The organism is Kribbella sp. NPDC026596 (assembly GCF_040638415.1).
In the GTDB taxonomy this organism is placed as follows: domain Bacteria; phylum Actinomycetota; class Actinomycetes; order Propionibacteriales; family Kribbellaceae; genus Kribbella.
The window spans coordinates 1-14,100 of record NZ_JBEZYF010000068.1 but is presented as its reverse complement, the minus strand read 5'-3'; the positions used below and the strand labels follow the sequence as shown (position 1 = coordinate 14,100).

Sequence of the window (14,100 nt, the reverse complement as noted above, 5' to 3'; positions counted from 1 at the left end):
TCTCAGGAGGGGATCAGCTGAAGTCGCCGGCGTTGTGGCGGAGCGGTTCGAGGACGGACCAGAGCATCGTGAGCTGCTCGTCGGTCAGGCCGGACAGGGCGAAATCGGCGGCGACCAGGTCGGCCGTGGCGAGCTCGACCAGGTCACGCCCCTCCTGGGTGATCTCGCACAGGATCGCGCGGCCGTCGTCCGGGTGCGGCGTCCGGGTCACCAGTCCGGCCGCCTCCAGCCGCCGGACGATCGAGGTCACCGACGTGGGGTGGACCTGCAGCCGCTCCCCCATCTTGCCCAGCGGCAGCGATCCGCGCCGCGAGAACGTCAGCAGCACCAGCGCCTCGAACCGCGCGAACGTCAGCCCGTGCTTGCGCAGGATGTCGTCCAGCTCTCCGATGACGATCTGCTGCGCCCGCATCAGCGACGTGACGGCACGCATCTGCTCGACCGCTCCCCAGCGCCGGCCCCATTGCCGCGACGCCTCCTCGATCGGATCGAACGGCAACGCCCTCTTCCTCGCCATGAGCCGAAGGTTAGCTGGACACTAGGCACATCATGGCGACCCTCAGAGATTCGGACTTCCCGGCACTCGGCAAGGACTCACCCGCCGAGCAACTCATCAGCGTGCGATTCCGGTGGTATTTCCGGCAGGCGAAGCGGGCCCGGATCGCCTACCGCCTGCTCGGCACAGTGCAACTGGTGGCCGCACTCGTCATCGCGATCTCGGTCGCGATCTCCGCGCCGACCTGGCTCGCGCCGGCCCTCGGCGGCGTGATCGCGCTGGCCGAAGGGATCCGCACGTTGTTCGGATTCAAGGACTCCTACCCGGCCTACACCCGCACTGCCCAGCAGTTACGCAACGAGGCCTGGCTCTACGCCCAGCGAGCCGGTCGGTACGGCAAGGCCGACGACCCGGTACGGCTCCTCGCAGAACGAGTGGTGGACATCAGCCAGGAGGAGACCTCCGACTGGGAGGCTGCGCTCAAGGCTCGGAGCATCTGAAACTGTCCGTGCGGCGTGGGAGGGTCGGGGCATGACTTTGGCGGCGGAGGTTTATCTGGGGCACGTGCGAGCTGAGTCCGCACGGCTGGGCGAGGTTGGACGGATGGGCCTCGAGGCCGCGGTGCCGAGCTGTCCGGGATGGACGGTGGATTCGGTGCTGCGCCACGTGGCGCAGGTCTACGTGCACAAGGTCGAGGTGTTGCGGCTGGGCGCGCTGCCGAAGCCCTGGCCGCCGGACTTCGGCGGCCTGGAGACTCTCGAGTGGTACGACGAGGCTCGCGCGGAGATCGTGGAAGCGCTGGAGAAGGCGGGCACCTCCCTGGAGACGTGGACGTTCAACCCCCGCGACACCACCTCGGCCTTCTGGTACCGCCGGATGGCGATGGAGAGCGTGGTCCACCGGATCGACGTCGAGCAGGCGCACGCGGTCGTCACACCGATCGACGCCGAGCTCGCGCTCGACGGTATCGATGAGCTGCTGTACCCGAACCTGGCCGGCCCGTGGTGGGAGGAGGGCGACACCGAGCACCCGGTCGACGCGACCGTGCGCGTCACCGCCGCCGGGCGCTCCTGGACGATCCGCGCGGACAGCACGAGTGTCGAGGTCACTCAGGGCGCCGAAGGCGAGGCAGCCGCCGAGATCTTCGGTGACCCCACCCCGGTCTACCTCTGGCTCTGGGGCCGCGCCGGCGACGACGCGATCCAGACCGCCGGCGACGAGGACGTCGTACGGGCGTTTCGGGGACGGCTCGCGGAAAGTACGAAGTGATGTCCTTCGCGGGTCCGGCCGTTCGTTCCTTTCCAGAGGGACCACAGTGGTCTCAGCAGAAGGAGGACTCCGATGCCGCAGTACCTTGCACTGACCTACACCGCGGACGTGGACTGGTGGGCACCTGAGCAGGCCGACGAGCTGGCCGAGTACCGGCAGTTCGGCGTGGACAACGCCGCGCGGATCAAGGCGAGCGCGGTCCTGCACCCGACGTCGACGGCGACCGTCGTCCGGGTCGAGGGCGCGCGCGGCGGTCCGGTGATCACGACCGACGGACCGTACGCCGAGACCAAGGAAGCGCTGACCGGCTATTACCTGATCGACGCCGAGGACCTCGAGGAAGCCGTCAAGATCGCGGCCCAGATCCCGGCAGCCTGGGGCGGCGCGGTCGAGGTCCGCCCGGTCATCCTGGCCAAGTAGCTCGTCACCGGCATGGCCCAGCAGTACGACGCGCTCGCCGAGACGATCCGGATCGAGGGGACCCGCATCCTGGCCACCCTGATCCGGACCGTCGGTGACGTCCAGCTGGCCGAGGACGCCGTCCAGGAGGCGACCCTGGCGGCCCTCGGCGCCTGGCCGGTCACCGGCGTACCGCCCGAGCCGCGGGCCTGGCTCACCGTGACCGCCCGCCGGAAGGCGATCGACATCATCCGCCGCGAGCGGGCCCGGGCCGGCAAGGAGCGCGACGGCTCGGAGCTGATCGAGCTCACCGGCGGCCAGGAGATCGAGACGGACGAGATGGTCCAGGACGACCTGCTGCGGTTGATCTTCACGTGCTGCCACCCCGCGCTCTCGCCGCCGACCAGAGTCGCCCTCGCGCTCCGGACGCTCTGTGGCCTGTCCCCCGCGCAGATCGCCGGCGTACTCCTCACCACCGAGGTCGCCACCACCAAGCGCCTGACGCGCGGGCGGCAGAAGATCGCCGCCGCACGGATCCCGTACCGCGTGCCGCCCGAGGACGAGCTGCCCGATCGGCTCCCGGCCGTGTGCGCGGTGATCCACAGCCTCTACACCGCCGGTCACGCTCCCCTCGAGGGCGAGGCGGCGTACGACGTAGACGTCTGCGCGGAGGCGATCCGGCTGGGCGAGCTGCTGCACAGCCTGCTGCCCGATCAGCCGATGCCCTCTGCGGTGCTCGCGTTGCTGTTGCTGACCGAGGCGCGTCGGCCAGCCAGGCTCGACGAGCAGGGCGAGGTGGTCACGCTCGATCTGCAGGACCGGAGCCGATGGGACGCCGAGCTGATCGCACGCGGTGTCGAGCTGCTCAACGACTCTCTCCAGCGCTCGGATCGCCGGGCCGATGCGTACCAACTGCAGGCCGCGATCGCCGCCGAGCACGCCCGCGTGCCCAGCTACATGGCGACCGATTGGCGCGAGATCGTGCGGCTGTACGAGCTGCTCGTCGAGGTCGCGCCCAGCCCGGCCGCCCAGCTCGGCCTTGTCGTCGCGACCGCCGAGACCGGCGACATCACGTCAGCCTTGGCGCTGCTGGACGCCGTACCGCGAAGTCCTCGCTGGCATGCGATCCGCGGCGAGCTGCTCGCTCGCCAGGCTCGCTACGCCGAGGCAGCGGATGAGCTGGACCAGGCGTTGGGGACAGCTCCGCCGAACCATCCGGAGCGTGCGCATCGGGAGCGCCGCCGCGACCTGTTCCGCCAGCGCGCCGGCTGAGCGCTCAGTCGGTGTCGTCGGTCCAGTTGCCGCGTTCGCTGTTGAAGATCGACTTCGGGCCTGACGAGGCCGGGCGGGCGTGGTGGGCCGGGGCGCTCGGCGCCACCGTGCTGATGACCTCCTGCGCGGAGTCCATCCCGATCGGACCGGTGCCGTCGTCGTCGGAGTCCTCGTCGCCTTCCAGCACGTCGACGCTCGCCGCGGCGCGCAGACCGGTGCGCTGGATGACTCGCTGGATGGTCAGATCCCGGTCGTCCGGGCGGCTGACCCACTTGATCTCCCGGAAGCCCTGATCCTGCGCCGCCGACTCGAAGACGAAGTGGCCGTAGCCGAGGATCCGGCCGATGCTCGGCTTCTTCAGGGTGATGTCGAGGACTCGCGCGATCGGGGTGGTCGCGATGCTCTGGGAGAAGACGCCACGGATCCGCATGACCCGCATGTTGGTGACCACGAACCGGTCCCGGTGATGGGTCAGGAATTGCCAGAACGCATGCGACAGCAGCACCAGCACGAGCGCCAGCAGCACCTGCGAGCCGCCGATCGAGTTGGTCACCAGCACCACCAGCAGCGCGGTCGCCAGCGCGACCTCGAGCATCGGCACCAGGTACACCACCCAGTGCTGCCGGACCTCGTCGATGACGACTTCGCCCTCGTCCGAGATCAGATGGCGCCGGACCTTCGGGTCGAAGATCCGGAACAGGCCTATTCCGGCCATCCACTCACTCCCCTGTCAGCCCCGCTGTCGGGCCTGTCGGCCCTGCTTGCGTCCCTTACAGCCAAGTGTCCCGCACGATCGCTCGTCACGGGACACTTGAACCGCAGATCAGCTGAACAGCGCGGTCAGGAAGGTGATGACACTTTGGAATGCGTCGCCGACGGCAGAGAACGCGCCGCCCACCGCATCAGCGGCGTTCGCCGGCTGCGTGAACAGATAGAAAGCCGCAAAGGCGATGACCGACCAGATCAACAGCTTCTTCGGCATGTCACCACTCCTCGTTCGCAACCACTCGGTCGACTGTGTTTGAATTTGTATCACGGACCGTCACCAATTGTCACTGACTGAACACAGCCCACCCTACGATGCTCACCAGCTACAAGGTCCATTCTGTAACGGATCCGGGAGCATGGCACCCACCGGCGCGCCGCCGTGAGACGCCCACCCTGCCATCCGGCGCAAATTCTGCGGTATTTGCCCGAATTCGGAACAACACCCGGTGAACGGAAAGCGGAAGACACAAAGTGACACTCCGTGGTCGAGTGTTCCAACCGAGACCGAAGTCACAACGCCGCGATCAACTCGTCCGCCGCAGCGTACGGGTCGGTGCCTCCGTCGGCCACCTTGGCGGCCAGCACATCCAGTCTGGCGTCACCGTGCAGATGCGCGAACCGGGACCGCAGCGCCGTCATCGCGATCGCCTCGATCTCGTCGCGCGCGCGACTGCGCCGGCGTTCGGTGAGGACGCCGTTCGACCGCATCCACTCGAGCCGGTCGTCGATCGCGGCCACCACCTCGGCGACCCCCTCGTTGCGTGAGGCAACCGTCTTCAGGATCGGCGGCGACCACGCACCCTCGGCGCGTTCGGCCAGCGCGAGCATCGACCGCAGGTCGCGGGTGACGTTCTGCACGCCGTCGCGATCCGCCTTGTTCACCACGTAGATGTCGCCGACCTCGAGGATCCCGGCCTTCGCCGCCTGGATGCCGTCGCCCATCCCGGGCGCGAGCAGCACGAGCGTCGTGTCCGCCATCCCCGCGATCTCGACCTCGGACTGCCCGACACCGACCGTCTCCACCAGAACGACGTCGAACCCGGCCGCGTCCAGCACCCGCAGCGCCTGCGGTGTCGACCACGCCAGCCCACCGAGATGCCCGCGCGAGGCCATCGACCGGATGAACACCCCGGTGTCGGTCGCATGGTCCTGCATCCGCACCCGGTCCCCCAGCAAGGCTCCGCCGGAGAACGGCGACGACGGGTCCACCGCGAGTACGCCGACCTGCTTCCCGCTCGCGCGGTACGCCGAGACCAGCGCCGACGTCGACGTGGACTTGCCGACGCCCGGCGAACCCGTGATGCCGACGATGTGCGCGTGACCGGCGTGCGGCGACAGCGCCGCCATCACCTCACGCAGCAGCGGGGACTCGTCCTCGACGAGCGAGATCAGCCGAGCGACGGCCCGGGAGTCACCCTCCCGGGCCCGCTCGACCAGCTCGCCGACAGGTGCGGTGCGTCGTGGCATCAGCTCTTCGGAACCCGCACGATCAAGGCGTCACCCTGACCGCCACCGCCACACAGAGCAGCGGCTCCCACGCCTCCACCGCGACGCTGAAGCTCCAGCGCGAGGTGCAGCACCAGGCGAGCGCCGGACATGCCGATCGGGTGACCCAGCGCGATCGCGCCACCGTTCACGTTCACCTTGTCGACGTCCACCTGGAGTTCGCGAGCCGACGCAATCCCGACCGCCGCGAACGCCTCGTTGATTTCGACGAGATCCAGCGCGGACGGCTCGATGCCTTCCTTCGCGCAGGCCTTGACGATCGCGTTGGCGGGCTGGCTCTGCAGCGTCGAGTCCGGCCCGGCGACCGACCCGTGGGCGCCGATCTCGGCGATCCAGCTCAGCCCGAGCTCCTCGGCCTTCGCCTTGCTCATCACGACGACAGCACAACCGCCGTCGGAGATCTGCGAGGCCGAACCGGCTGTGATCGTGCCGTCCTTGCCGAACGCCGGCCGCAGCTTGGCCAGCGACTCGGCCGAGGTGTCACTGCGGACGCCTTCGTCGCTGTCGACCACGATCGGGTCGCCCTTGCGCTGCGGCACCTCGACCGGGACCACCTCGTCGGCGAACACGCCGTTCTTCCACGCGGCGGCGGCCTGCTGGTGCGAGCGGGCGCTGAACTCGTCCTGCTCCTCGCGGGTCAGCTTCAGGCCGTCGTTGTTGGCCTGGTCGGTGAGCGCGCCCATCGCCTGATCGGTGAAGGCGTCCCACAACCCGTCGAACGCCATCGAGTCCACCAGCGGCACATCGCCGTACTTGAAGCCCTCGCGGGACTTCGGCAGCAGGTGCGGCGCGTTCGTCATCGACTCCATGCCGCCGGCCACGACGACGTCGTACTCACCGGCGCGGATCAGCTGGTCGGCGAGCGCGATCGCGTTCAGGCCGGACAGGCAGACCTTGTTGATGGTGATGGCCGGGACGTCCATCGGGATTCCGCCCTTGACCGCGGCCTGCCGGGCGGCGATCTGGCCGGCGCCGGCCTGCAGCACCTGGCCCATGATCACGTACTCGACCTGGTCCGGCGCGACACCGGCCTTCTCCAGGGCGGCCTTGATCGCGAACCCCCCGAGCTCGGCGCCGGTGAAGCCCTTGAGGCCACCCAGCAGCCGCCCGATCGGGGTGCGTGCGCCGGCCACTATGACGGTTTGGTTCTGCGAGCTGCGAGTGGCGTCAGACATGTTGTCACGATACCTGCGACAGCACTGGTACGCCGCTGTCGATCAAGTCACACGAGCCATGGATCGGGTCACACCAGCCATAAGCTGACGGCATGGATCACGTCACCTCTGGCCTGTTCGAAGCCATCGACCATGTCGGCGTCGCGGTGGCCGACTTCGACGAGGCCGTCCGGTACTACGCGGACGTCTTCGGCCTGCGGGTCGCGCACGAAGAGATCAACGAGGAACAGGGCGTCCGCGAGGCGATGCTGTCGATCGGCGACTCCGGATCCTCGATCCAGCTGCTCGCGCCGTTGTCGGACGCATCGCCGATCGCGAAGTTCCTGGACCAGCGCGGCCCCGGCATCCAGCAGCTCGCCTACCGGGTGGGCGACCTCGACAAGGTGTCCGCGGTCCTGCGCGAGCGCGGTGCCCGCCTGCTGTACGACGAGCCGAAGCGCGGCACCGCCGGGTCGCGGGTGAACTTCATCCACCCGAAGTCGGCCGGCGGTGTCCTGGTCGAACTCGTTGAGCCACCGGCCTCGAACACGGTGTGACGGCACGCGCTGCTGACTGCCGGAGAGCGCTGAGCGGACTAGTCTGTTCAGGTGCTGAAGGACAGCGCCACCGACTCTCTGCACGGAGCGCCGGCGGGGTTCAGGCACGACGCCTTCGTCTATGCGTCGGACGAGGAGTTCGTGCGGCTCGCGGGAACGTTCGTGCGGGACGGTTTGGCGGCGGGGGACAAGATCGTGGCCGTGCTGCCACCTGGGCGGATCGCCTTGCTGGGCGAGCCTCTCGGTGCAGCGCGCGACCAGGTCCGCTTGATCGACATGACTGTTGCCGGAAGCAATCCTGCCCGGCTGATCCCGCTCTGGCGCGACGCCCTCGAGCAGCACGCCGGCCACCCGGTGCGCGGTCTCGGTGAGCCCGCCTACGCCGGCCGGAGCGCGACCGAGTACGACGAGGCGTTGCTGCACGAGGCGCTCCTGGACATCGCCTTCGCGAGCGACCAGTCCTTCTGGCTGCGCTGCCCGTACGAGGCCTCCGTCGGCATCGACCCGACGGCGACCCACTCCGGCGCGGAAGCCCTTGCGGAGAAGACATTCCGTACGGCGCTGGACGACGTACCGGATCGGGCCGAGCGCTGGGAGTTCGGGCTGGCCGACCTGGGAGACGTGCGTGATTGGGTCACCGCGCAGGCGTCGTCGTACGGCGTCTTGCGAGACCGGCTGGACGACCTGGCGCTGGCGTTGCACGAGATCTGTACGAACAGCATCCGGTTCGGCGGCGGTCGCGGGACGTTGTCGGTGTGGGTCGCGAACGGCGCGCTGATCTGCGACGTCGCGGACCGCGGCCGGATCGACGACCTGCTGGTCGGGCGCGTGCTGCCACCGCTCGACGGACTCGGCGGACGGGGCGTCTGGCTGGCGAACCAGCTCTGCGATCTGGTGCAGCTGCGGTCGGGTGACGACTTCACCCAGGTGCGCTTGCACACTCGCCTGCGCGGATAAGACCACTGACAACGGTGGACTGCAAAAGTGACGGTCGTCTCACCCGTCCCGTCCTGTGTTACAGGGCACAGCGGTGCGTGCATACTCAGCGGTAAGTTCCGCTCACCCAGACCGCCGTTGCAGGAGGTACGACGTGAAGCAGATCCTCGATGCGATCCTTGCCGGTGACACCGCTGCCGTGGGTGCGCTCGACGTACCCGATCACTACCGCGGGATCACCGTCCACGCCGACGAGGCCGGAATGTTCGAGGGTCTGGACACCAAGGAGAAGGATCCGCGCAAGAGCCTGCACCTGGACGACGTGCCGACGCCCGAGCTCGGGCCGGGTGAGGCGCTGGTCGCGGTGATGGCGAGCGCGATCAACTACAACACCGTCTGGACGTCGATCTTCGAACCGGTGTCGACGTTCTCCTTCCTCAAGCGCTACGGGAAGCTGTCGCCGCTGACCGCCCGCCACGACCTGCCGTATCACGTGGTCGGCTCCGACCTGGCCGGCGTCGTACTGCGGACCGGCCCGGGCGTGAATGCGTGGAAGCCCGGCGACGAGGTGGTCGCGCACTGCCTGTCGGTCGAACTGGAGTCGCCGGACGGGCACAACGACACGATGCTCGACTCCGAGCAGCGGATCTGGGGCTTCGAGACGAACTTCGGCGGCCTGGCCGAGCTCGCGCTGGTGAAGTCGAACCAGCTGATGCCGAAGCCGGCCCACCTGACCTGGGAGGAGGCCGCGTCACCGGGGCTGGTGAACAGTACGGCGTACCGGCAGCTCGTGTCGGCGAACGGCGCGAACATGAAGCAGGGCGACGTCGTCCTGATCTGGGGCGCGTCCGGCGGGCTGGGTTCCTACGCGACGCAGTTCGCGCTGAACGGCGGGGCGATCCCGGTGTGCGTCGTGTCCTCGCCGGAAAAGGCGGAGATCTGCCGGGCGATGGGGGCCTCGCTGATCATCGACCGGTCGGCCGAGGGGTACAAGTTCTGGAAGGACGAGACCACTCAGGACCAGAAGGAATGGAAGCGGTTCGGGGCCCGAATCCGCGAGCTGACCGGCGGGGACGACCCCGACATCGTCTTCGAGCACCCGGGACGGGAGACCTTCGGAGCGTCGGTGTACGTCGCCCGCCGCGGCGGGACGATCGTGACGTGCGCGTCGACATCGGGATTCATGCACGAGTACGACAACCGCTACCTGTGGATGAACCTGAAGCGGATCATCGGCTCCCATTTCGCCAACTACCGCGAGGCCTGGGAGGCGAACCGACTGATTGCCAAGGGCATGGTTCATCCGACGGTCAGCCGGGTCTACCCGCTCGAGGAGACCGCTCAGGCCGCGTACGACGTGCACCGCAACCTGCATCAGGGCAAGGTCGGCGTGCTCACCCTCGCTCCCACCGAGGGACTCGGGATCCGGGACCCGGAGCTGCGTGAACAGCACGCCGCGGCGATAAATCGCTTCCGTAACAGGTAGTTGTCCCCAGAGGCGGATTAGCTGGTTACACCCGGGTTCTGACAGGCTTAAGGTGGGGGATTCAGCTGAGCCGCCAGAAGGGAATCTCGGGAAATGCCTGACGAGTCGAGTCTGCCGTTCTTCGACCGCACGGCGACCGCGGCCGGGGGCTTCCCGGTCAGTCGCCGTGGGTACGACAAGCAGGCGGTGGACGACTATGTCCGCGCGCTGGAAATGCAACTCGTCGAGGCGCGCAATCGCGCCGACGAACTCCAGGGCAGTGTCGCGCCCATGCAACGCCAGCTCGACGAGACCCGTCGCCAGCTCGAGGCCAGTGCGAACCCGTCGTACGCCGGGCTCGGCGACCGGGCCGCGCAGATCCTCCGGCTCGCCCAGGACCAGGCGTCCGAGGCGCTCGAGGAGGCCCGGCGGGAGGCCGACGAGCTGCGGACCAACGCGACCAAGGAGGCGGCCGCCACCCGTGCGACCGGCGTGCGTGAGGGCGAGGACATCCGCACCGTCGCGCTGAACGAGGCCGACAGCATGCGCCGGACCGCCGAGGGTGACGCCGCGGAGCTCCGCCGGACGGCCGAGACAGAGTCGGCCGAGGTGCTGGCGGCAGCGCGGCGCAAGGCCGAGCAGCTGCAGCTGACCGCTGAGTCGCAATCGAGCACGCTGAAGAACGGCGCGCTGCACGAGGCGGAGAAGATCCGCACCGCGATCCAGCGCGAGTCCGCGGCCCTGCGGGCGCGGCTGGCGGACGAGCGTGAGCAGCAGGCCAAGGAGCTGGCCGACAAGCACCAGCAGATCGCGGCCGACACCGAGAACCTGACCACCCAGATGAAGGAGGCCGCCGAGGCCTCCGAGCGGCGCGTGGCGGAGGCGACCGAGCAGGCGCGCAAGATCCGCGCCGAGGCCGAGGAGTCGGCCGAGCGGACGATCTCGCGGTCACGGCGTGAGGCCGAGCAGCTGCTCACGACCGCGCGGACGCGGGCCGAGGCCGAGCTTGCGAACGCCGCTGACGAGGCGGAGCGGTCGCGGACGATCGTGGCTCGCGAGACCGAGCGGCTGGCCAAGCGGCGCGACGGCATCCTGACCCAGATCGCCGGGCTGAACGAGATCGCCAGCAACATCGCCCGGCAGGCCGCCGAGCTCGACTCCGAGACGGCCGCCCCGGCCTACGTCAACCCGTTCGCCCGTCCGCAGACCCCGGCGGCCCCCAGCCCGCTGGACGGCCCGGCCCCGAGCCCGTTCGACGCACCACAAACCCCGGCCCCGAGCAGCAGTTCGTTCTCGGAGCCGGAGGGGTTGGCCCCGACCAGTAGCCCATTCGACCGCCCCGCCGAGGACGCGCCGGCTTCGACGGAGAGCCCGGCGGAGTCGTCTGCCCTCGGTGGTTCCTCGTCCAGCCCGTTCGACGGTCCGAAGGGCAGCCCGTTCGCCGGAGGTGCCGCTGCTCCGGACGCGTCGTCGTACGACGAGGACGAGGTCGGCCCGTTCACCGGGGCGAGCCCGTTCGTCGGGATCGGCGCGGGTGACGCCCGGGTCGACGAGACCCGGATCGACAGCGGCCTGCGGGTCGACCCCAAGGACACCGACGACCTCGCCGGCAAGACCGCCGGCGGACCAGCCGAGCCTGACGACTCCCCCGCGAAGCCGGCGACCGCGACCGCCAAGCCCGTCGCGTCCCCGACCGCCGACGCGGACATCGAGGACGCAGACCTCGACGACGAGGACGACGACGCGGACGAGGACGAGGACGACGAGCCGGCCGATTCAACGCGAATCGACGAGTTGCGGCTGGATGACCTCGCGAACGAGCAGACTCGGGTCCAGGCGAACGGTTCCGCTGCCGCCGCCGACGACAAGACCGACGAGGCCAAGGGCCGTTCGCGATCCCCGAAGGACAAGACGACGTGACCCCACCCGGCGACGAGACCTCCACAGCGACCCCCGGCGAGGACCTCGCCGAGGCGACCCGGGAGGCACAGACCGCCGCCGCCGAGGCCCAAGCCGCCGCAGACAAGAGCGAACATTCCGCCGAGCAGGCAACCGCAGCCGCGGACAAGGCAGACGACTCGGCCGACGAAGCAGAGGAGTCCGCCGACAAGGCCGAGGAGGCGGCCGGCACGGCTGACGAGTCGGCCGCCAAGGCGGCCGAGGCGGAGACTGCGGCCGAGAAGGCGGAGGCCGCAGCGGAGAAGGCTGTGGAGGACGACGACCTCGCCGGTGAACTGCTGATCGAGGAGCGTCATCCGGACGAGGGCATGGGGATGCCCGGTCCGGCGCTGCGGCGGTCGAACCCGTTCGTCTTCGGGTTCTTCGCGGCTCTCGGCGTACTCGTCGCCTGGGGATTGTGGAACGCCCTCGGCCAGGCCAAGTCGGTACTGATTCTGCTGCTGGTGTCGATGTTCATCGCCGTCGGCCTGAACCCGCTGGTCGAGTGGTTCATGCGCCGCGGCCTAAGGCGCGGCTTGTCGGTCGGCGTCGTGTTCCTGCTGATGCTCCTGGCGGTCACCGGCGTCGGCTTCGCGATCGTTCCGGTCGTCACCGACCAGGTCAACAGCCTGATCAGGAACGCCCCTGAGTGGCTCGATCTGCTGCAGAAGTCGAACTCGCTGAAGGAACTCAACAACCGCTACCACTACATCCAGAAGGCCCAGGAGTACATCCAGGATCCGGCCCTGGCACAGCGTGCGTTCGGCGGCATCCTCGGCGTCGGCAGGGTGGTCGCGGGCGCCCTCTTCAACACCTTCACGATCATGATCCTGACGCTGTACTTCCTCGCTTCGCTCCCGTCGGTGAAGCGCGCGGCGTACAGCCTGGTTCCGGCCACCCGCCGCAACCGCGTCTCGATCCTCGGCGACGAGGTCCTGACCCGGGTCGGTGGCTACGTCAGCGGCCAGTTCATGGTGGCCCTGTGCGCCGGCGTCTGCATGTTCGTCTTCCTGGAGATCGTCGGCCTGCGGGAGTACGCCGTGGCGCTGGCGATCGTGGTGATGTTCTGCGACTTCATCCCGATGGTCGGCGGCCTGATCGGCGTCGTGGTCGTCTCCCTGATCGGGTTCACCGCAGGCCTGTGGATCGGCGTCGCCTGCCTCATCTACGGCATCATCTACCAGCAGATCGAGAACTACGTCGTAGCTCCTCGCATCATGCGGCGAGCCGTGGACATCCCCGGCGCGGTCACCGTCATCGCCGCCCTCCTCGGCGGCGCCCTCCTCGGCGTGGTCGGCGCCCTGCTCGCCATCCCGAGCGCCGCCGCCATCCTGCTCATCATCCGGGAAGTCTGGGTCCGCAAGGCCAACGAGTCTTAGGACCAGCGCTCCTCGATCCGGCCGTAGCGCCAGACCAGCAGCGCGACGGCCCAGATCACGACGAACAGACCGGTGATCACGAAACCGGCCTGGTTCAGGTCGAGTTGGCTGATCGCGACCAGCGGCCCGGACGTGATGCCGAGCTTGCCGGTCAGGATGGACAGGATCTCGATGGTGCCGATCGCGAGGGCGACGACCACCGACAGCGCCGTGACGACCAGGTTGTAGAAGGCTCTGCGCACCGGATTGATGACCGCCCAGCGGTACGCGACGCTCATGAAGCAGCCGTCGATCGTGTCCAGCAGACTCATCCCGGCCGCGAACAGGATCGGCAGGACGAGGACGGCGTACCAGGGCAGCGCGAACGCCGCGGCTCCGCCCGCGAGGACGAGCAGCGACACTTCGGTCGCGGTGTCGAACCCAAGACCGAACAGCAGTCCGACCGGGTACATGTGGCGCGGCTTGCGCACGGCCCTGGTCACTGGGCGCAGCAGCCGGTTGAGCAGACCTCGGCTGTCGAGGTGCGCTTCGAGTTCCGCCTCGTCGTGATCCCCCTGACGCATCCGGCGCACGACCCCCGCGATGCGCGCGAGTACGACGAAGTTGACCAGCCCGATCGCGACGAGGAAGACACCGGACACCGCCGTACCGACCAACGCCGTGGCCGACTGGAGCGTGGACGAGTCGTTCTCGACCTGACCGACCAACGAGCGCACGCCGAAGGCCAGCAGAAGGCACAGCCCGAAGACAACGCTGGAGTGACCGAGGGAGAACCAGAACCCGACGGACACCGGTCGCTGCCCGGCCGCGGTCAGCCGGCGGGTGGTGTTGTCGATCGCCGCGATGTGGTCGGCGTCGAACGCGTGCCGCATCCCCAGCGTGTACGCCGTCAGTCCCAGACCGACCCCGAATCCGCCGGTGGGGGGGGGGGGGGGGTTGGTGGGGGGGGGGGGGGGGGGGG

The 14,100-nt window shown here is 69.0% G+C and carries 15 protein-coding genes; 9 read left to right on the top strand and 6 right to left on the bottom strand.

Annotated elements, in window-relative coordinates; genetic code table 11:
- Positions 1 to 13 precede the first annotated feature (13 nt).
- The gene (locus tag AB0E63_RS37325; RefSeq protein ID WP_360376779.1) at positions 14 to 517 is read right to left on the bottom strand and encodes a MarR family transcriptional regulator; all 504 of its coding nucleotides are present in this window, start codon (positions 515 to 517) and stop codon (positions 14 to 16) included.
- Between the two features lie 32 nt (positions 518 to 549).
- Between AB0E63_RS37325 and AB0E63_RS37320 the strand changes: the two genes are divergently transcribed.
- From AB0E63_RS37320 to AB0E63_RS37305, 4 genes are all read left to right on the top strand, one after another.
- Positions 550 to 996: a DUF4231 domain-containing protein gene (locus AB0E63_RS37320; protein ID WP_360376776.1), complete on the top strand. Its 447-nt coding sequence runs from the start codon at positions 550 to 552 to the stop codon at positions 994 to 996.
- Between the two features lie 31 nt (positions 997 to 1,027).
- Positions 1,028 to 1,765, top strand: a complete 738-nt coding sequence (locus AB0E63_RS37315; RefSeq protein ID WP_360376774.1) for a maleylpyruvate isomerase family mycothiol-dependent enzyme — start codon at positions 1,028 to 1,030, stop codon at positions 1,763 to 1,765.
- 72 nt (positions 1,766 to 1,837) lie between these two features.
- On the top strand, positions 1,838 to 2,185 hold the full coding sequence (locus AB0E63_RS37310; RefSeq protein ID WP_360376772.1) for a YciI family protein: 348 nt from the start codon (positions 1,838 to 1,840) through the stop codon (positions 2,183 to 2,185).
- Between the two features lie 12 nt (positions 2,186 to 2,197).
- Entirely contained in the window at positions 2,198 to 3,436 is a 1,239-nt protein-coding gene (locus AB0E63_RS37305; RefSeq protein ID WP_360376770.1) for a DUF6596 domain-containing protein, read from the top strand.
- Positions 3,437 to 3,440: 4 nt separating this feature from the next.
- On the opposite strand, the gene AB0E63_RS37300 is transcribed toward AB0E63_RS37305, so the two are convergent.
- The 4 genes from AB0E63_RS37300 to AB0E63_RS37285 form a co-directional block, all read right to left on the bottom strand.
- A complete protein-coding gene (locus tag AB0E63_RS37300; RefSeq protein ID WP_360376768.1) occupies positions 3,441 to 4,151 on the bottom strand; it encodes a PH domain-containing protein in 711 nt (236 codons plus the stop codon).
- A 108-nt stretch (positions 4,152 to 4,259) separates the two neighbouring features.
- Positions 4,260 to 4,418 (bottom strand): hypothetical protein, encoded by a 159-nt coding sequence (locus AB0E63_RS37295; protein ID WP_360376765.1) that lies wholly within the window; start codon positions 4,416 to 4,418, stop codon positions 4,260 to 4,262.
- A gap of 296 nt (positions 4,419 to 4,714) precedes the next feature.
- Complete coding sequence (gene meaB / locus AB0E63_RS37290; protein ID WP_360376763.1) at positions 4,715 to 5,671, bottom strand: methylmalonyl Co-A mutase-associated GTPase MeaB; 957 nt, start codon at positions 5,669 to 5,671, stop codon at positions 4,715 to 4,717.
- Positions 5,671 to 6,885 carry an acetyl-CoA C-acetyltransferase gene (locus AB0E63_RS37285; protein ID WP_360376760.1) on the bottom strand — a complete coding sequence of 405 codons (1,215 nt, stop codon included), beginning with the start codon at positions 6,883 to 6,885 and terminating at the stop codon, positions 5,671 to 5,673. Before AB0E63_RS37285 ends, meaB begins: the two co-directional genes overlap by 1 nt.
- Before the next feature lie 92 nt (positions 6,886 to 6,977).
- On the opposite strand from AB0E63_RS37285, the gene mce reads away from it, so the two are divergent.
- From mce to AB0E63_RS37260, 5 genes are all read left to right on the top strand, one after another.
- Positions 6,978 to 7,421 carry a methylmalonyl-CoA epimerase gene (gene mce, locus AB0E63_RS37280; RefSeq protein ID WP_360376757.1) on the top strand — a complete coding sequence of 148 codons (444 nt, stop codon included), beginning with the start codon at positions 6,978 to 6,980 and terminating at the stop codon, positions 7,419 to 7,421.
- 51 nt (positions 7,422 to 7,472) lie between these two features.
- The gene (locus AB0E63_RS37275) at positions 7,473 to 8,378 is read left to right on the top strand and encodes a sensor histidine kinase (RefSeq protein ID WP_360376754.1); all 906 of its coding nucleotides are present in this window, start codon (positions 7,473 to 7,475) and stop codon (positions 8,376 to 8,378) included.
- Between the two features lie 133 nt (positions 8,379 to 8,511).
- Positions 8,512 to 9,843, top strand: a complete 1,332-nt coding sequence (ccrA, locus tag AB0E63_RS37270) for a crotonyl-CoA carboxylase/reductase (RefSeq protein ID WP_360376751.1) — start codon at positions 8,512 to 8,514, stop codon at positions 9,841 to 9,843.
- 93 nt (positions 9,844 to 9,936) lie between these two features.
- Positions 9,937 to 11,742 carry a transposase gene (locus AB0E63_RS37265; protein WP_360376748.1) on the top strand — a complete coding sequence of 602 codons (1,806 nt, stop codon included), beginning with the start codon at positions 9,937 to 9,939 and terminating at the stop codon, positions 11,740 to 11,742.
- Complete coding sequence (locus AB0E63_RS37260) at positions 11,739 to 13,139, top strand: AI-2E family transporter (protein WP_360376746.1); 1,401 nt, start codon at positions 11,739 to 11,741, stop codon at positions 13,137 to 13,139. Before AB0E63_RS37265 ends, AB0E63_RS37260 begins: the two co-directional genes overlap by 4 nt.
- On the opposite strand, the gene AB0E63_RS37255 is transcribed toward AB0E63_RS37260, so the two are convergent.
- On the bottom strand, positions 13,136 to 14,032 hold the full coding sequence (locus AB0E63_RS37255) for a HoxN/HupN/NixA family nickel/cobalt transporter (RefSeq protein WP_360376860.1): 897 nt from the start codon (positions 14,030 to 14,032) through the stop codon (positions 13,136 to 13,138). The two genes, AB0E63_RS37260 and AB0E63_RS37255, sit on opposite strands and share 4 nt — an antisense overlap.
- Between the last annotated feature and the right edge of the window lie 68 nt (positions 14,033 to 14,100).